The organism is Dyella sp. EPa41, from assembly GCF_016586165.1.
In the GTDB taxonomy this organism is placed as follows: Bacteria; Pseudomonadota; Gammaproteobacteria; order Xanthomonadales; family Rhodanobacteraceae; genus Dyella.
Genome location: NZ_BCPR01000022.1, coordinates 1 through 18,938 on the forward strand (window position 1 = coordinate 1; position 18,938 = coordinate 18,938).

The following is an 18,938-nucleotide window of genomic DNA, read 5'->3' on the forward strand; positions in this document are numbered from 1 at the left end:
CGCGCTGATCGGCATCCTGCTGCGTGGCATGGAGAACGACGTCTACTTCCAGATCGGCCTCACCGTGCTGATCGCGCTGGCCGCCAAGAACGCGATCCTGATCTTCGAGTTCGCGGTGGAGATGCGCGAGAAGGAAGGCATGTCGCCGTACGAGGCGGCGCTGCACGCGGCCAAGTTGCGGTTGCGCCCGATCATCATGACCTCGCTGGCCTTCGTGCTCGGCTGTATTCCGCTGGCCATCGCCAGTGGCGCGTCATCGGCAAGCCGCCGTTCGCTGGGTACCGGCGTGATATTCGGCATGCTGGGCGCCACGGTGATCGCGGTGTTCTTCATTCCGATGTTCTATTGGGGCCTGGAGGCCATGTCCGGCCGCAAGGCGGCCAAGAAGGAAGGCACGCATGAGGACCCGCATGCCAAGCCCGCCGATGGGCTGGCCTCGCCGGAGCAGGAGGGCTGACCATGCATACCCTGCGCCGTCCGCTGCTGCCGTCGATGCTGTGCGCCATGCTGGCGGGTTGCTTGATGGGCCCCGATTACCATCGTCCCGATGTCGATGTGCCCGCCGGTTATCGCTTCGCCGACCAGAACGCCACCACGAGTTTCAACGCCAGCTGGTGGTCCCAGTTCAACGATCCCGTGCTGGATGACCTGGTCGCCAAGGCCGTTGCGCAAAACAAGGACCTGGCCATCGCCATTGCCCGCATCGAGGAATACCGGGGTCGCCTTGCCGAGACCAGCTCGGCGCTGTTTCCGCAGCTCGGCCTGAACGCCGGCGCGGGGCGTGAGCGTGCCGCGGCGACGCCGCTGACGCCCTCGTACGAGACCTCGCAGGTGCAGGTGAATGCGGCGATGTCGTGGGAAATCGACCTGTTCGGCAAGCTGCGGCGCCTGCGCGAATCGGCCAAGGCCGACCTGCTGGGTACGCAATACGCGCGACAGGCGACCCTGGTGTCGCTGGAGGCGAATGTCGCATCCGGCTACATCACGCTGCGCGACCTGGATCAGCGGCTGGTGATCGCCCAGGCGACCGTGGCCACGCGCGAGGATGCGCTGCATCTGTTCCAGGAGCGTTTCAAGGGCGGCGTGATTTCCCAGGTGCAGCTTTCGCAGGCCGAGTCGGAATACGCGGTCGCCAAGACTTCCGAGGCCGCCATCGCGCAGCAGATCGCACAGCAGGAAGACGCGCTCTCGCTGTTGCTGGGCCAGAACCCGGGGCCGATTCCGCGTGGCAAGCCGATCGACCAGATCACCTTGCCCTCGATACCCGCCGGGCTGCCGTCGGACCTGCTCAACCAGCGCCCCGATATCCGCGAGGCCGAGCAGGCCCTGGTTTCCGCCAACGCACTGATCGGCGCGGCGAAAGCGCAGTATTTTCCCACCATCAGCCTTACCGGGCTGTTTGGCCAGGCCAGCACCGGGCTCAATTCGCTGTGGAAAGGACCCGCCAGAACCTGGTCCTACGCCGCCGGCATCGCGCAGCCGATTTTCACCGGCGGGGCGATCTCGGGTTCGGTAAAGCAGGCCGAGGCCCGGCAACAGCAGGCCTTGCTGGCCTACCAGTCGGCGATCCAGAGCGCGTTTGCGGATGTCGACAATGCGCTCGTCGGCGAGCAGCGCACCAAGGAGCAGCTGGCCTTCACCGACGACCAGGTCACTTCATTGCACAAGTACGCTTCATTGGCGCGCGACCTCTTCGAGGGCGGCTACACCAGCTACCTCGAGGTGCTGGACGCCGAGCGCAGCCTCTTCAATGCGCAGCTCACGCAGTCGGGCCTGCAGGCGCAGCGGCTGATCGAGGTGATCAACGTCTACAAGGCCCTGGGTTACGGTTGGCCCACGGGGCAGGAGGCGGTGGCGGAAGCCCAGAACCATTGACGGCCCGCGCACTCACCGCGGTGCGCGTTTCAGCCATGCCGCATGGGCGTCGGCCACGGTGTAGAACATCCGATGCTCGCCCAGCGCGTCATAGAGGCGCGATTTGCGCAGCGTGGCGAGCACGCCGGGACTGAGTCCGGTCAGCCAAAGCTCGGTACCCGCCAGGCGCTGCTTTTCCTCGGCGTCGATCAAGGCGACCAGCGCGGTGTATTCGACGTCGAAGACAGCGCTCATGTCGAGCACGAGGACGCGTGGGCGGTTTTCTTCCAGCATCGGCTGGATGCGCTGCCCGAGGTGATCGGCATTGCCGAAGAACAGGCGGCCCTCGGGCCGCAGGATCAGCAGCCCGGGCGTGGCTTCGTCATCCGGGTGGCGATCGGAGGTGGGTCGGAATACCTCGGTGCCGGGCTTGCGCCGCAATATGTAGAGCGGCGGATTGAGCGACTGGTACGACAGCGACATCAGCGACACCACGATCGCCACGAGGATGCCCTTGAGCGTACCGAGCAGGACCACGCCCAGCAGCGCCGCCACGGCCCACCAGAATTCGGTACGGCGAATCGAACGGATCGCCGCGAAGTCGGCCGGCTTGAACAGGCCAATGGAATAGACGATGACGATGGCCGCCAGGATGGTGTTGGGCATCATGCCGATGAAGGGCGCCAACAGCAGCATGGTTGCCAGCGCCACCAGCGACGTCACCAGGCCGGCGAGCTGCGTCCTGGCGCCCGCCATGCGATTGACGGCGGTCTGGCTGGTGCCGCCACCCGATGGCATGCAACCGAACGGAGCACTCAGCGCGTTACCCAGTCCCGTGGCCCATAGTTCGCCGTTGGGCTGCGGATACGATTCGCCGGGCGCGACGAAGGCGCGTCCTGCGGCGATCGTCTCGGTAAAGCTCATCAGCGCGATGCCGGCGGCAGCGGGCCATAACGTGCCGGCCAGCGACAGGTCGGGCAGCGTGAGCGAAGGAAAGCCCGTGGGGACGTGGCCCACCACGGTGACGCCGTGCGTATCCAGATGCAGCAACGGCACCGCGATGATGCCCAGCGCCACCACCACGAGTGGCGCAGGCGCCTTCGGCGCCACGTGTTCCATGGCGACCAGCAATGCGATGGCCGCCACGCCCACGGCCGACGTTGCGACCGAGAGATGCGGCAGCGCCACGACGATGGCGCCAAGATCGTGGACAAAGCCACTTTTGGCGATGTGCAGGCCAAGCAGCTTGGGCAGCTGGTCGACGACGATCACGACGGCCACGCCTGCCTTGAATCCGGTCAGCACCGGCGCGGAAATGAAGTTGGCGACGAAACCCAGCCGCAACACCGCCGCCGCGACCAGCATGCCGCCGGTCAACAGGCACAGCATCGACGTGGCCTTCGCCAGTGCCACGGGATCGCCATCGGGCACCGCCTGCGCCAGCGCCGTGCCGGTGAGGATGGCCAGCGTGGTCGTCGTGCTCACGCTGAGTGGCCGCGACGTGCCCAGCAGCGCATACACCAGCATCGGCACGAAGCAGGTATACAAGCCCACCTGGATCGGCAGGCCGGCCACCGTGGCATAGGCCAGCGCCTTGGGCAGCACGATCGCGGCTGCCGTGACGCCGGCCAGCAGGTCACTGCGCGTCCATGCCCGTGGGTAGCCGCGCAACCAGGACAGCAGTGAAACACGCGCACCCGTCATGGCGCCGGATGCACCATGACGAGCGGAACCGCTGTCGCGTTGCCAGCCACGCCGTGGCTAGAAGCGGTACTTCAGCAGCACCTGTCCGCCGCTGAACCTGAAGGTCGCATTGCCGTGGAAGCGATCCTTGTCCACGTCGGCGTCGATCTTGTTGTACGAGTACTGCGTGATGATGGCCCAGTTTTCCCACGGATAGAACTCGACGCCGAGGCGGAAGTTGTAGAGCGTGGCATCGATGTTGCCGATGTTCGCCTTGAACGCGCCGGCATCGGTGACGAAGCGTGCCCAGGACTCGAACTGGTAGCGATACGACAGGCCGATCGAAGGGTCGGGCAGGTTGGTCGATGCCTTGGCGTGCCCTTCGCGGGAAGCGGACGCCCCGCCGCCGGCACCGCTTGCCGACACGGTTCCCGTCAGCTTGAGATCGAAGCTGTAGGCCTGCAGGCCGCCGGCGAGGGCGAATGCTCCCTTGTCGCCTATCCACGCCCAATAGCGGTAGGTAAGGCCATAGGCGTCGAGAGTGAAGTCGGACTTGAGCGTCGTGTCGACAAGCAGGGTCTGGTTGTTGAATTCGAGCGATCGGTTGAGCGTGCGGGAGTGGCTGGATGAATCGTGGTAGTAGTCGAACTCGAATTCATGCCGGTCCCACGGGCGCCATGTGACGTTCAGGAAGGGCAGGTAGCGCGTGCCGCCCTCGCCGAGGTCGCGTGAGAAATCCAGCGTCGTCCCGGAGTTCTTGAAACTGCCGTCGGCTCGCAGGCTGCCGGAAAAGCTGTTGGCGAATACGCCGCCACTCACCGAGAAATAGTCGAGCATGGGGTGGTCGTCGGCGTGAACGGGTGTGGACGCCAACACCAGGCAGATGACGCATGCCGGCAATGCGAAGCGCGATGAAGACATATGGCCCCCTAGCGTTGGTGGTGATCCCCGTGCCTGTTTCCCTGGTGGCCGTGCCGGTATCGCATCGACGGCTCGCCCGTGGTGGTGGCCTGCATGCCTGGCGCATCCGTCCCGATCAACGGATCGTCAAACGTGACGTCCGATCCACCGCGTTCCCTGTGAATCATTCTCTGCCTCGCCCCGGGCTTTTTCCATGGATGCGCCGTGAAAAAACACGGCTGCTGCAACAGGAATCGACGTCTATTTGCAGTGCCTAAAAAGTGCTCCGTATTTCTACCTAGGTAGTTCGTCGGAGTGCTGGCCGCGTATCTACGTAATTTGTCGGATAGACGATAAAGCCCCTGTTTTTCAGCGCTTCTACACATCCATTGGTGTATCTACGCAGCGGCATATGTTCCTGCGCGACCTTGAGGGAAGGTCGTCGATCCATGACTCGTTCGAGCATGCATTCCGGTAGGGGTTCCGGAAGCCGATGAAGCCGATTGCGTGCAACCTCCTGTCAACCTGATCCGAGGGGTGTCGTCATGTACGGGAAGCATTCTGGTTCCTCACCAAGGAGTGCGCGCGCGCTGGTGCCGCTCCTGCTATGCGGTGTCGCGGCGGCAAGTCCAGGCGCGCATGCGCAGTCCTCGGATGCTGCCGAACTGAGGGCGCAGCTCGAGCAGGTGAAGGCGCAAATGCAGGCGCAGCAACAGGTAATGCAGAAAATGCAGCAACGGCTCGACGAGCTGGAAACCAGGGAGCGCGAACAGGCTGCGGCCAAGCCGGCTCCGGCGCCGTCGGCGCCGCTGGTCAGTGCAGCTTCTGCACCGGCGCCCTCAAGCCCGCCCGCGTATCGTCCGCCCTCGGCGCTGGCCGGCGCGTCCGAACCTTTGCCCGAGGGTTACATCCGCCTGGGCGATACCGGCAACCTGCTCAAGGTCGACCTGGTCGCGCAGCTCGATGCGATGGTCGACAGCACCTATATGGGCGCGCCCGACCTGTTCGTGCCCTCGTCGATACCGGTGCGCGGGCAGCCGTTCTACGACAGCGGGAGGCGCTCGGAAATGAGCGCCAGGCAGAGCATCTTCCGCATGGATTACCGGCGTGACACCGATTACGGCACGCTCAAGATCGTCTACAAGAACAACTTCTTCGGCAGCGGCAGCGGCGACATGCCGTACAACCTGCAGGCCTTCTATGGCGAGCTTGAAAACGACCGCTACACGCTGCTGGCCGGTTACAACATCTCGGCGTTCACCGACATCGACGTGTTCCCCAACACGCTGGACTATGAAGGCCCCAACTCCTTCACCTTCAAGTACGGGCCGCAGATCCGCTTCGCGCCGGTCCTCTACAAGAGCGGCGAAAGCGTGCTGACCTTGCCCATGTCGCTCGAGAAGCCGAATGCCGACATCACGGTGCCTGCCGTGCTCGCGGAATTCCAGACCTATTCGCGCCGTCCCGACATCACCCTCGGCTTGCGTTGGCAGGCGCCGGACTGGCACATCCAATGGGCCAACCTGTTCCGCGACCTGCGGGTGGAGAACGCGGACGCGAGGACGCGCAGCACCACTGGCTATGCGACGCAGCTCACCGGCACGACGAAGGTGTTCGAGCACGACAGCGTGCAAGGGTGGTTCAGCTACGGCAAGGGCTATGCGAACTTCCTGCAGGACATCTCGGGCCTTGGGCTGGACGCCGCGTTCAATCCCCAGGGTGATCTTCGCGCGATCCGGGCCCGCGGTTACGGCGCGGGCTATACGCATGCATGGCTGGAGAACCTGACCTCCAGCATGTCGTACGGCTACCTGCGCATCAGCCCGCAGTCGAATCTCCTGATCGACTCGACGATGCCCAAGAGCACCAAGTTCGCCTCGCTCAACCTCGCCTGGCAATTCAGCGAACGCGCGATGCTCGGCGTGGAATACCTGTGGGGCCAGAACATCGACCTGACCGATGCGCGCGGGCAGGGCCAGCGCCTGCAGACCACGTTGCGCTATGACCTCAATCCCTGAGGTCGGACCGGCAGTGCAGCCGGCAGGCAAGCCGGTTTCCATCACGAGAGGGTTTTACCCATGTCGATGAACAACCCCTGGATCCTCTATGTCACCAGCGATCTGCCGGACGAGGGATCGGTGTTGCGGCTTGCGCTGGCGCGGCTTGGCGATGCGGTTCGGCAGCGTGGCATCCAGGTCGTGCAGGCCTTGAGCTGTGAAGACGGCCTCGCCGTGGCGCGCGGCAAGCCCTCGTATTCTGCCGTCGCGATCGACTGGAACCTGGGCGAGACCGCCGCAATGTCCGAAGGACCGGTGATGTCCCTCGTTCGCGCGGTGCGCGAGAAATCGCTGCGCGTGCCTATTTTCCTGATCACCCGCAGCGTGGAGGCGCCCGATGTCCCGCTCAGCCTGATCCGGGAAGTGCGGGAATACGTCAACATCGGCAGCGAGACGCCGGAGTTCTTCGCGCGGCGCCTGCAGTTCGCCATCGACGACTACCACAGCGGGCTGCTGCCACCGTACTTCAAGGCACTGAAGAAGCTTACCGAAGAGGGTGCCTACCAGTGGGATGCGCCGGGCCACATGGGTGGCGCGGCCTACCTCAAGCATCCCGCCGGCGCCGAGTTCCACGAGTTCTTCGGCGAAAACATCATGCGAGCCGATATCGGCATTTCCAATGCCGAGCTGGGTTCGTGGCTGGACATCGAAGGCCCGCCGGCCGAATCGCAGCGCATGGCTGCCCGCGTGTTCGGCGCCGACTGGACGTTCTACGTGCTGGCCGGGTCGTCCGCGTCCAATCGCATCGTGGTGCAGGCGGCCGTCGGCCGCGACGAAATGGTGATCGCCGATCGCAACTGCCATAAATCGCTCAATCATGCGATGACCCTGGCGGGCTCGCGACCGGTGTACTTCCAGCCGAGCCGCAACGGCTACGGCATGATCGGCCTCATTCCGCCCAAGCGTTTTTCGCGCGCGCACATCGAGGGCCTGATCAAGGAGTCGCCGCTGGCCGAAGGGGCGACATCCAGGGAGCCCGTGTATGCCGTCGTGACCAACCCCACCTACGACGGCCTGCTGTACAACGTCGACAAGGTGACGGAGCTGCTGTCCGCCAGCGTGCCGCGCGTGCATTTCGACGAGGCATGGTACGCGTATGGCAAGTTCCATCCGATCTACGAGCATCGCTACGCGATGGGCGTGCCGCGCGACATGAAGAACCGTCCCACCGTGGTCGCGGTGCAGTCGACGCACAAGATGCTGCCCGCCTTTTCGATGGCGTCGTACATCCATGTGAGCAACAGCCAGCGGGGCGAGATCGCGTGGTCGCCGATCAAGGAAGCCTTCATGATGCACGGCACGACCTCGCCGTATTACCCGCTCATTGCATCGCTGGACATCGCCACGGCGATGATGGACGAACCGTCGGGCCCGGCCTTGCTGCGCGAAACGGTGAGCCTTGCCGTGGCGTTCCGGCGCGCGGTCGCCATCGCGAACCAGCGCTTCAAGGACGAGGGCGAATGGTTCTTCAGCCTGTTCCAGCCACCCAAGGTGAGCATCAAGGGCAAGCAGGTGGCGTTCCATGAGGCGCCGCTGGACGTGTTGGCGACGTCGCCCGAGTGCTGGACGCTCAGGGCGGGCGAGGCCTGGCACGGCCTGCCCGACGACGTGGTGAAGGACGACTTCTGCATGCTGGACCCGACCAAGGTGACCATCCTTTGTCCGGGTACGGATGCGAAGGGCAAGCTGTCCAAGCACGGCATCCCCGGCGCCATCCTCGCGAAGTTCCTCGATGCGCGCCGGCAGGCGATCGCCCGCACCGGCGACTACACCGTGCTGGTGTTGTTCTCGGTAGGCACCACGCAAGGCAAGTGGGGGACGCTGCTCGAAACCTTGATGTCCTTCAAGCGGCTGTTCGACCGGAAGGCGATGCTGGAGGAGGCGCTGCCCGATCTCGTGCACGCCTACCCCGACCGCTACCGCGACGTGACGCTGCCGCAGCTGTGCGACGAGATGCATGGCGTCATGAGCGAGCTCGATCTGCAGGCGATGGCCAACCAGGCCGGCGAGGTACTGTCGGAACAGGCGATGACGCCCGCGGAGGCATACCAGCACCTTATCCATGGCAATACGGAAGAGGTGCGCATCACCGACATGGCCGGCCGCGTGGCGGCACTGATGATCGTGCCGTATCCGCCGGGCATTCCCGTATTGATGCCCGGCGAGCGGGTCGACCCCAAGGGCGGCACGATCGTCAACTTCCTCAAGGCCGTCGAAGCCTACGGCAAGAAGTTCCCCGGCTTCGGGCGTGAAGTGCAGAACGTGCATGCCGACAGCAACGGCGACATGTGGGTGCGCGTCGTCGCCGAGAAGGCGTCGTCACCCAGGAAGGGCAAGGACAAGAAGAAGCACTGATTAGGCATCCTCGATGCCACACCGCGTTGCGCGCGCCATCCCGGCCGACGGATCGTCGCGATGCAAGGGGCTGCCACGGACGGCCGGGACGAAAGAGGGGCTGCCTTGCCGTGACGGCATGCGCCCCTCGCGCCGGCATCCACCGGGCTGAAACGAAGTCAGCATTTTCAGGCTTGCCAACCAGGAGAATCGTCATGCTTGAACGTCGAAACCTGCGCCAGAAGTTCCGCGTGCTGCTGGTCCATTCCCATATCGGCACGGAAAGCGCAGGTGGGCGTGCCTGCCGCACGCTCGCCAACGAGTTCGCGGACCGGAACATCGAGACGGTGACGGCGACCAACGTGGATGACGGCCGCTCGATGATCATGGCGGATACGGCGCTTCATGCGATGCTGCTCGATTGGTCGCTGCCGGGGTCCGATGGCGGTGACGGCGACAATAGCGCCGCTATCGACCTCATCAACACGGTGCGCTCGCGCAATGAGAACGTGCCGATCTTCCTGATGACGGAGCCTGGCAAGGCGCGTACGCTCAACGTGGAGATCGTGCAGGCGATCAACGAGCTGGTATGGATCTCGCAGGATTCGGCCACGTTCGTGGCCGGTCGCGTGCAGGCGGCCATGAAGATCTATCTTGCCGCGCTGCTCGGCCCGCTCACCACGGCGCTGGCCAACTTCAACCAGGTCCATGAGTACTCGTGGCACACTCCGGGACACACCGGCGGCACGGCGTTTCTCAAGCATCCGACCGGACGCGCTTTCTACGACTTCTACGGCGAACACGTCTTTCGCACCGATCTCTCGATCAGCGTGGGAGAGATCGGGTCACTGCTGGACCACACCGGGCCCATCGGCGAAAGCGAAAAGTACATCTCGCGCATCTTCGGCTCGCATCGCAGTTATACGGTCACCAACGGATCGTCGACCTCGAACCGCATCATCTTCATGGCATGCGTCGGGCGCGACCAGGTGGTGCTTTGCGACCGCAATTGCCACAAGTCCATTGAGCACGGGCTCACCATGACGGGCGGGGTGCCGCATTACCTCGTGCCGTCGCGCAATCGCTACGGGCTGATCGGTCCGATCTATCCGGACAAGTTCGTGGAGGAGAACGTGCGCAACGCGGTGGCGAGCAACAGTCTTTCCAAGGGACTGGCCGACCAGCAGCCGGTGTTCGTGGTCGTCACCAACTCCACCTATGACGGTCTTTGCTACAACACCAGGCGAGTGCTGCAGGAAGTGGGCGGATGGGTGGATCGCGTGCATTTCGACGAGGCATGGTACGGCTACGCGCGGTTCAACCCGATCTACGCCGGAAGGCTGGCCATGCACGGTCCGTCATCCGCGCACGACCCCAACGGGCCGACGGTGTTCACCACGCATTCCACGCACAAGCTGCTGGCCGCGTTCTCGCAGGCGTCGTACATCCATGTGCGGGACGGGCGAAGCGCGATTCCGCATGCGCGCTTCAACGAGTCGTTCATGATGCACGGCTCGACATCGCCGTTCTATCCGATCATCGCCTCCAACGAAGTGGCTGCCTCGATGATGGATGGCGTGGGCGGCCTTTCCCTGACCCGCGAAAGCATCGACGAGGCCATCCATTTCCGCCAGATCGTGGGACGCCTGCATCGCGATTTCGCCAGCCAGGGCTCGTGGTTCTTCCGCACCTGGAACCCCGACGAAGTGACCGACGAGAACGGCGACCGGGTGGCATTCGCCGATGCATCGCCGGAATGGCTCGCGACCGATGCCAACGCATGGGTGCTGCACCCGGGCGAAACCTGGCACGGTTTCGGCAATCTCGAGGATGGCTACTGCATGCTCGATCCGATCAAGGTCTCGGTGCTGACGCCCGGGGTGCGGGACGACGAGTCATTCGCGGATCAAGGATTTCCGGCCACGCTGCTCACTGCGTACCTGGATGCCCGCGGCATCGAGGTGGAGAAGACCAGCGATTTCGCGGTGCTGTTCCTGTTCTCGATCGGCATCACCAAGGCGAAATGGAGCACGCTGGTAACGGCCATGCTCGACTTCAAGCGCGACTACGACGAAAACAGGGCGTTGGAACGCGTGATGCCCAACCTCGTCGCGAGCCATCCGGAGCGTTACGCCGGACTGGGGCTGCGCGACCTGGGCGACCAGATGTTCGCCGAGCTGAAGAAGACCGGCCAGACACGCCACCTGCAGAGCGCGTATTCGAATCTTCCCGAGATCCGCCTGTCGCCTGCTGATGCCTATCAGCAGCTCTTGCGCGGCAAGGTCGAGCGCGTCGCGCTCGCCGATCTCGCCAATCGCACGCTGGCGACCAGCGTGGTGCCGTATCCACCGGGCATCCCGATGCTGATGCCGGGCGAGGCGGCCGGTCCCGCGGACGGTCCCTATATCGGTTACCTAAAGGCCCTTCAAAGCTGGGACGACACCTTCCCGGGATTCGGTCACGACACGCATGGCGTCGAGGCGGAGGACGGGGAGTACTACGTGCAGTGCCTGAAGTCCTGAGGGCTTGCCATGGTGACGGGTGGCGGCAAGAAGATGGGCCTGGTCGGCGCCTCCTCCCTGGTGGTGGCCAACATGGTGGGGACAGGTTTGTTCCTGCTGCCTTCGAGCCTCGCGAATATCGGCAGCATCTCCATCCTCGGCTGGGTGGTGGCCGCGATAGGCGCGAGCGCCCTGGGCCTGGTCTTCGCCCACATGGGCATGGTCGACCCCAAGCCCGGCGGCCCGTATGCCTATGCGCGCGACCACGTCGGGCGGTTTCCGGCGTTCCAGACCAATCTGCTCTATTGGTTCGCCAACGTGATCGGCAACGTGGCCATCGCCGTCTCGGTGACGGGCTATCTGGCGATCTTCTTTCCCGTCCTGAAGCACCCGTGGGCGGCGAACATCTGCACCGCCGCCATCATCTGGCTGTTCATCTGGATCAATACGCGCGACGCGAAGCTGGTGGGCGGCTTCACCACGATCAGCACTATCGCCGGCATCATCCCGATTGCATTCGTCGGGCTGCTCGGCTGGCTGTGGTTCAAGCCGGACGTGTTCATGGAGAGCTGGAACCCCGACAACATTCCGACGATGTCGGCGACGGCGCGCAGCGCCTCCATAGCGCTCTGGGCCTTCCTTGGCGTGGAGAGCGCGGCGGTATCGGCCGGCGTGATCGAGAACCCCAGGCGCAATGTTCCCCTGGCCACCATCATCGGATTGCTGGTCTCGACGGTGATCTACATCTCCTGCTGCACGGTGCTGATGGGCATCATCCCGGGCAAGGAACTTCGCATCTCCGGCGCACCGTTCGCCGAGGCGGCACGCCTGATGCTCGGCTCCTGGGCCGCCATCGGCATTTCGCTGGCCGCCATCCTCAAGGCCTCCGGCTCGCTGGTGGGCTGGATCCTCATCGTGGCCCAGTCGGCGCAGGCGGCCGCCGACGATGGCATGTTCCCGCGGCGTTTTGCGGTGACCAACCAGCGCGGCATGCCGGTCCAGAACCTGGTGTTCACGGGGCTCTTGATGATGGTGATGTTGCTGGCGTCGACATCGCCGGACGTGGCGACGCAGTTCTCCCACATCACGGATGCCACCGTGATCCTGATGTCGGTGCCCTACATCTATTCGATACTGGCGATGTGGCGATTGAACCAGACGCTGGAAATGTCCACGGCAAAAATTCAGTGCTTCGTGGTCATAGGGGTGGTGGCGTGCCTGTACTGCCTCAGTGTCGTGCTGGGACAGTCCGCCGAACTCGACCGCAAGGCCTTGCTCGTACTGCTGATCTCCATGCCGCTGTTCGCCTTCATCAAGCGCCGCTAGCCGGGCGCGCCGCCGCGCGGACCCTGGCCCCGGCATTGACGGTTTCTTGTCCAGCCGGGTGCCACCCTCGTGCTTTGGTCGACAGCCGGGGCGTGCGTCATGAGCCAACGATTCGATGCCGTGGTGGTTGGGGCGGGGCAGGCGGGGCCCTCGCTGGCCGAGCGCCTGGGCAAGTCGGGTCGGAAGGTGGCGGTGATCGAGCGCAAGCTGGTCGGCGGCACCTGCGTCAACACGGGCTGCATTCCCACCAAGGCGATGGTGGCCAGCGCCTATGCCGCGCAAATGGGCCGGCGCGCCTCCGAATACGGCGTGCATGCGGGTGATGTCCGCGTCGACATGGAACTCGTGTGGAAGCGCACGCGCGGCATTGCCGAGCGGTCACGCACCAATGTGGAAGAGTGGATCGGTGGCATGCGGAACGTCACGCTGTTGCGTGGGCACGCCATCTTCGAATCACCGCATAGCCTGCGGGTGGGCGACGCGGTGATCGAGGCGGACGAGTTCTTCCTCAATGTGGGTGGCCGGGCCGCGACGCCGGATTTTCCGGGTATCGACACCGTACCCTTCCTCACCAATGTCGGCATCATGGATCTGCGCGAGCTGCCGCGTCACCTGGTGATCGTGGGCGGAAGCTACATCGGGCTGGAATTCGGGCAGATGTTCCGCCGTTTCGGCGCCGAGGTGACCATCGTCGAACGTGGCGAGCGCCTGCTGCCACGCGAGGACCCCGAAGTCTCCGCCGCCATCGTGGACATCCTGCAGCGCGAGGGCATTGCGCTGCACCTGGGCGCGGAATGCATCGAGCTGCATGGCAAGGCCGGCGACGTCGGCATCGTGGCCCGCTGTGCGGAACCGCGCATGGAGGTGCACGGCACGCATCTGCTGCTCGCCGTGGGGCGCCGCCCCAATACCGACATGCTGGGGCTGGACAAGGCCGGGGTGGCGATCGATGAGCACGGCTACATCGTCGTGGACGACCAGTGCCGCACGAATGTCGAAGGCATATGGGCCGTGGGCGACTGCAATGGCAAGGGAGCCTTCACCCACACCTCGTACAACGATTACGAAATCGTCGCCGCCAACCTGCTCGACAAGGAGTCGCGGCGCATCTCCGACCGCATCCTCACCTATGCGTTGTTCATCGACCCGCCGTTGGCGCGAATCGGGCTCAGCGAACAGGAGGCCGTGCGCAAGGGGCACGACGTCCGCGTCGGCGTGCGTCCCATGGCGCGGGTGGGCAGGGCGATCGAGCGCGGGGAGACGCTCGGTTTCATGAAGGTGATCGTCGACGGCAGCAATCATCAGCTGCTCGGCGCGTCCATCCTGGGCGTGAATGGCGACGAGGCCATCCACTGCCTGCTTGACACCATGTATGCCAAGGCGCCTTATCAGACCGTGACGCACGCGGTCCACATCCATCCCACGGTGGCGGAGCTGCTGCCGACGACACTGCAGGGCCTGCAGCCAGCGACAGCTTCCTGAGCGGCAGGCCTGCGTCATCTTCTGGAAGCCGACGGTTCGAATCGCGGGGGATTCGATGAACAAGCTGGCGGGATGGACAGGCCTGGCGTTGGCCGGCGCGATGCTGCTGGCTTCGGGCGCGCATGCTTCGCAGGAAACGTCGGCCCGGGTCACTGACGCCCATGCGGCGCCGGTGATCCACATCGAGGATGTCTACCTTTTCTACAAGCTCTACGACGCTGCCGGCCAGCACCCTTCGGCGGACCAGCTCCAGCACGACTATATCGACCAGGGCTCCGGCGGCCTGCATCGCTTCTTCGAGCAGCGTCACACCACGGCCACGTCCATCGCGGACGCCATTGCCGCGCATCCGGCGATCTATGCGGATGCCAAGCGCTGCATGGCGGTACTGCCCCGGGTGCGGCAGCGCCTGAACGTCGCCCTGGACAAGCTGGGTGAGCTCTACCCGCCGGCGACGTCCGGGCCTGTCACCATTGCCGTGGGTCGTGGCAAGCCCGTGGGCATCAGCGATGCGACAGGCGTCATGATCGGCCTCGAGGCGCTTTGCGCGATCGGTTATCTGGAGCCCGGCGTGGAGGATCGCTTCGTGCACGTGCTCGCGCATGAATACGCCCACCTGCAGCAGGCGCGGAGCTCTCCGGCGATGTACGACGACCCGAAGCCCACCGTGCTGGAGGAGTCGCTGATCGAAGGCGCGGCCGAGTTCGTGGGCGAGCAGATATCGGGAAGTGTCTCCGATGTGTATCTGGAAGCGATGGCGAAAGGTCGCGAGAAGGACATCGAAACCGAGTTCGTCGCCGACGCGGACAAGACCGACCTGTCCAGGTGGCTCTACAACGGCACGCTGACCAAGCCCGGCGATATCGGCTATTGGGTGGGCTATCGCATCGTCAAGTCCTATTACCAGCACGCGGACGACAAGCGCCAGGCACTGCGCGACATCCTGGAAATGCACGATCCCAAGGCGTTTCTCGCCAGGAGTGGCTGGCACCCTGGCATCCGGCTTCCATAGAAAGCCGGATCGGTTCCTGCGCGAGCCGGCATGATGGATACCTCGCCCGGCGACGCTCGCGCGCATGCCCGCCGTCCTGGCGCCCCGGTGCCCGCCACGCCTCCGCTTCACGCGTGATCGATCAGCGCCCGGGGCGCATCCAGTGACCTTGACGCTTTGCACGGCTCGACGGTGCCTCATGCCCGTCGAGCGAGGTGGTTGTTATTTATTAAATCAAATGATTTAGTATTGTCCCGAAGGCTGTCCCATCGATTCCCTGGCGAGGCGAGATCACGTGAGCACGGCCCGGACATCCCGCGAAGTCGTCATCGGTGGGGCGAGTGGCTTTTGGGGCGACAGCGTCACCGGCCCGATGCAACTGGTTGCATCGGGCCGCCTTGATTTCCTGGTGTTCGATTACCTGGCCGAGCTGACCATGTCGCTGCTGGCCTCCGCCCGCCTGAAGGATCCATCGCAGGGTTACGCCACCGATTTCGTGGGCGTGGCGATGCGTGCGGTGCTGAGGGATGCCCTGGCGCAGAACATCCGCATCATCGCCAACGCCGGGGGTGTCAACCCGCGGGCCTGCGCATCCGCACTGCAGGCACTCGCCGACGAGTTGGGCGTGTCGGTGCGGATAGCGGTGGTCGAGGGCGATGACGTGATGCCGTTGCTGCCCGCGCTGCGCGGCGAGGCCGTGCGCGAACTGCAGACCGGGCAGCCACTGCCGGAAAAGATGCTCAGCGCCAACGCCTATTTCGGCGCGTTGCCGATCAAGGCCGCGCTCGACGCCGGCGCCCAGGTCGTCATCACCGGCCGTTGCGTCGACAGCGCCGTCACGCTCGGTGCGTTGATGCACAGCTTCGGGTGGGCGGCCGACGACCATGATCGTCTCGCGGCGGGCAGTCTCGCCGGACACATCATCGAATGCGGATGCCAGGGGGCCGGCGGCCTGTACACCGATTGGGAGGACGTGCCCGACTGGGCGCACAGCGGCTATCCGATCGTCGAATGCCGGGCCGATGGCGGCTTCACCGTTACCAAGCCCGAAGGGTCGGGCGGCCTGGTGACACCGGCCACCGTGGGCGAACAGATGCTGTATGAGATTGGCGATCCCGCGCGTTATGTGCTGCCCGACGTGGTGTGTGATTTCACCGAAGTAACGATGACGCAGGCCGGCATGCACCGCGTGGACGTGCGCGGTGCGCGCGGTCGCGCGCCGACGCCCGACTACAAGGTTAGCGCCACCTATGTCGACGGCTATCGCGCCAGCGGCCAGCTCACCGTGGTGGGTTTCGAGGCGGACCGGAAAGCGCGGCGCACGGCCGAGGCCATCCTCGAGCGCACGCGCGGACTCTTTCGCCAGTCGGGCCTGGCGGACTACAGCGCCACGCATATCGAGACATTGGGCTCGGCGTACCTGTTCGGGCCGCACCAGCCGGATGTGCCGCATTTCGAATCCGTGATGTGGCTGGCCGTGGCGCATCCGCAGAAACAGGCGCTGGAGCTGTTTGCCCGCGAGATCGCCGCGGCGGCCACCTCGTGGGCGCCGGGCACGACGGGCGCCGGTGGGCGGCCTGGCGTGGTGCCTGCCATCAAGCAGTTCGCCTTCCTGCTCGACAAGACGCGGTTGCAGCCGCGAGTGACGCTGCAAGGTGGCGAGGGTGTCACAGTGGACGTGCCCCGCGGCGGGGCGTCGCCCGATGCGTTGCCTTCGCAGGCGGTGCACACGGCGGCGCCTGTACTCACGGAGCCTGCGCACGAGGTGCCGCTCATCGCGCTCGCCCATGCGCGCAGCGGCGACAAGGGAGACACTTCCAATATCGGAGTGATCCCGCGCCGTCCGGAGGATCTGCCACTGCTGCGCGCGCAGCTGACGGAGGACGCCGTGGCCGCCTATCTCGCGCACCTGGTCAGGGGGCGCGTCATGCGTTATGAACTGCCGGGCATCCATGCCATGAACTTTGTCTGCGAGCAGGCGCTGGGTGGCGGCGGCATGGCATCGTTGCGCAACGACGCGCTGGGCAAGGGCATGGCCCAGGTGCTGCTTTCGATGCCGGTGCGGGTCCCTGCCGATCACCCGGCGGCGAGGCCGAGGGCATGACGATGTTGTCGACAGCCGATCGTTGCCGCGGTACGTGCGCGCCCGCCGATGCGAGATCGCTGCCATCGATGCCGGAGGCCGCCGATGCCGACGCTTGAAACCCACGTCATCGCGGAGAGCGAAACCTATCGTCGGAACCATGCCGCGGCAAGCGGATGGGTCGAACGCTTGCGCGAACTGGAGGCACGTACGCGCAACAAGTCCGAGGCCTCGCGGGAGCGCTTCGAGCGGCGCGGCCAGTTGCTGCCGAGCGAGCGCCTTGGTAGCTTGCTCGATGCCGGCGCTCCCTTCCTGGAGCTGTCCACGCTGGCCGGCTTTTGCCTGGACCACCCCGATCCGGAACGCTCCGTGCCCGGTGGTGGTTTCATCGCCGGCATCGGCTGGGTCAGTGGCGTGCGCGCCATGGTCGTGGTGGATGATGCGGGCATCGATGCCGGCGCCGTGCAACCGATGGGCATCGAGAAATTCCAGCGTGCGCAGGCTATCGCGCTCGCGCAGAAACTGCCGTTCATCCACCTGGTCGAATCGGCCGGCGCCAATCTGCTGTCGTATCGCGTGGAGACGTTCGTCAACGGCGGCAGCATCTTCTACTGGCTTGCGCGGCTGTCGGCGGCCGGCATTCCGGTCATCAGCGTCGTGCATGGCTCCAGCACGGCCGGCGGCGCCTATATGCCGGGGTTGTCGGACTACGTGGTGATGGTTCGCGACCGCGCACGCGCCTTCCTGGCGGGGCCGCCCCTGCTCAAGGCCGCCACGGGCGAAGTCGCCACGGAAGAGGAGCTTGGCGGCGCCGAGATGCACGCCACCGTGTCGGGCCAGGCCGAGTACCTGGCCGAAGACGACGCGGACGCGTTGCGCATCACGCGCGAATTGCTTGCCTCGCTGGATGGGAACCGCGACCTGCCGCCGGCCCAGCAAGCCTATGCGCCGCCGCGGTTCGACGCCCAAGAGCTGCTCGGCATTGCGCCGGCCGACCATCGCAAGCCGGTCGATATGCGTGAAGTGATCGCGCGCATCGTCGACGGATCGGATTTTCTCGAGTTCAAGCCGGACTACGGACCCGCCACCGTGACGGGGCATGCCGCCATCTGCGGCATCCGCCTGGGCATCATCACCAATAACGGGCCGCTGGACCCGGCGGGCGCCAGCAAGGCCACGCACTTCATCCAGGCGTGTTGCCAGTCCGGCCTGCCGCTGCTGTACCTGCAGAACACGACGGGGTTCATCGTCGGCAAGGCATCGGAACAGGGCGGCATGATCAAGCACGGATCGAAGATGATCCAGGCCATGTCCAACGCCACCGTTCCGCGCATCACCGTGCATTGCGGCGCCTCGTTCGGCGCGGGCAATTACGGTATGTCGGGGCGCGGCTTCTTTCCCGACTTCTGCTTCAGCTGGCCCAACGCCAGGACGGCCGTGATGGGGGCGGAGCAGGCGGCGGATACCATGGCGACCGTGATGGCGGCCGGCATGCAGCGCAAGGCACAGGCCGTGGACGGCGCCGCCATCGAGGCGATGCGTGCCAAGGTGATCGACACCTTCGAGCGGCAGTCCGACGCCTTCACCGTGTCGGGCAGGCTGCTGGACGACGGCGTGATCGACCCGCGCGACACACGCAAGGTACTGGCTTGCGTGCTGGGCATTTGCGATGAGGCGCGACGCCGGGTGCTGCATCCCGTCCAGTTCGCCGTCGCGCGACCATGACG

Annotated in this window: 12 protein-coding genes; 10 read left to right on the forward strand and 2 right to left on the reverse strand. The window is 65.1% G+C overall.

What is annotated here, in order from left to right; genetic code table 11:
• A partial coding sequence (locus JMF82_RS09185; protein WP_201314229.1) for an efflux RND transporter permease subunit occupies positions 1–457 on the forward strand: 457 nt, incomplete at its 5' end.
• Positions 458–459: 2 nt separating this feature from the next.
• Positions 460–1,875, forward strand: a complete 1,416-nt coding sequence (locus JMF82_RS09190; RefSeq protein ID WP_201314230.1) for an efflux transporter outer membrane subunit — start codon at positions 460–462, stop codon at positions 1,873–1,875.
• A 12-nt stretch (positions 1,876–1,887) separates the two neighbouring features.
• Here JMF82_RS09190 and JMF82_RS09195 read toward each other — a convergent pair whose 3' ends face one another.
• Positions 1,888–3,558, reverse strand: a complete 1,671-nt coding sequence (locus JMF82_RS09195) for a SulP family inorganic anion transporter (protein WP_201314231.1) — start codon at positions 3,556–3,558, stop codon at positions 1,888–1,890.
• 57 nt (positions 3,559–3,615) lie between these two features.
• Positions 3,616–4,458, reverse strand: a complete 843-nt coding sequence (locus tag JMF82_RS09200) for a hypothetical protein (RefSeq protein WP_201314232.1) — start codon at positions 4,456–4,458, stop codon at positions 3,616–3,618.
• A 572-nt stretch (positions 4,459–5,030) separates the two neighbouring features.
• Here JMF82_RS09200 and JMF82_RS09205 point away from each other — a divergent pair.
• The 8 genes from JMF82_RS09205 to JMF82_RS09240 all read left to right on the forward strand — a co-directional run bounded on the left by JMF82_RS09205 (position 5,031) and on the right by JMF82_RS09240 (position 18,936).
• Complete coding sequence (locus JMF82_RS09205) at positions 5,031–6,455, forward strand: DcaP family trimeric outer membrane transporter (RefSeq protein WP_201314233.1); 1,425 nt, start codon at positions 5,031–5,033, stop codon at positions 6,453–6,455.
• Between the two features lie 60 nt (positions 6,456–6,515).
• The gene (locus JMF82_RS09210) at positions 6,516–8,849 is read left to right on the forward strand and encodes an Orn/Lys/Arg decarboxylase N-terminal domain-containing protein (RefSeq protein WP_201314234.1); all 2,334 of its coding nucleotides are present in this window, start codon (positions 6,516–6,518) and stop codon (positions 8,847–8,849) included.
• A 194-nt stretch (positions 8,850–9,043) separates the two neighbouring features.
• Entirely contained in the window at positions 9,044–11,350 is a 2,307-nt protein-coding gene (locus tag JMF82_RS09215) for an Orn/Lys/Arg decarboxylase N-terminal domain-containing protein (protein WP_201314235.1), read from the forward strand.
• A gap of 9 nt (positions 11,351–11,359) precedes the next feature.
• Entirely contained in the window at positions 11,360–12,655 is a 1,296-nt protein-coding gene (locus JMF82_RS09220) for an amino acid permease (RefSeq protein ID WP_201314236.1), read from the forward strand.
• Between the two features lie 99 nt (positions 12,656–12,754).
• On the forward strand, positions 12,755–14,137 hold the full coding sequence (locus JMF82_RS09225; RefSeq protein WP_201314237.1) for an FAD-containing oxidoreductase: 1,383 nt from the start codon (positions 12,755–12,757) through the stop codon (positions 14,135–14,137).
• Between the two features lie 55 nt (positions 14,138–14,192).
• Complete coding sequence (locus tag JMF82_RS09230; RefSeq protein ID WP_201314238.1) at positions 14,193–15,149, forward strand: DUF2268 domain-containing putative Zn-dependent protease; 957 nt, start codon at positions 14,193–14,195, stop codon at positions 15,147–15,149.
• Between the two features lie 274 nt (positions 15,150–15,423).
• Positions 15,424–17,232: an acyclic terpene utilization AtuA family protein gene (locus JMF82_RS09235; RefSeq protein WP_201314239.1), complete on the forward strand. Its 1,809-nt coding sequence runs from the start codon at positions 15,424–15,426 to the stop codon at positions 17,230–17,232.
• 84 nt (positions 17,233–17,316) lie between these two features.
• On the forward strand, positions 17,317–18,936 hold the full coding sequence (locus tag JMF82_RS09240) for a carboxyl transferase domain-containing protein (RefSeq protein ID WP_201314240.1): 1,620 nt from the start codon (positions 17,317–17,319) through the stop codon (positions 18,934–18,936).
• Positions 18,937–18,938: the final 2 nt, after the last annotated feature.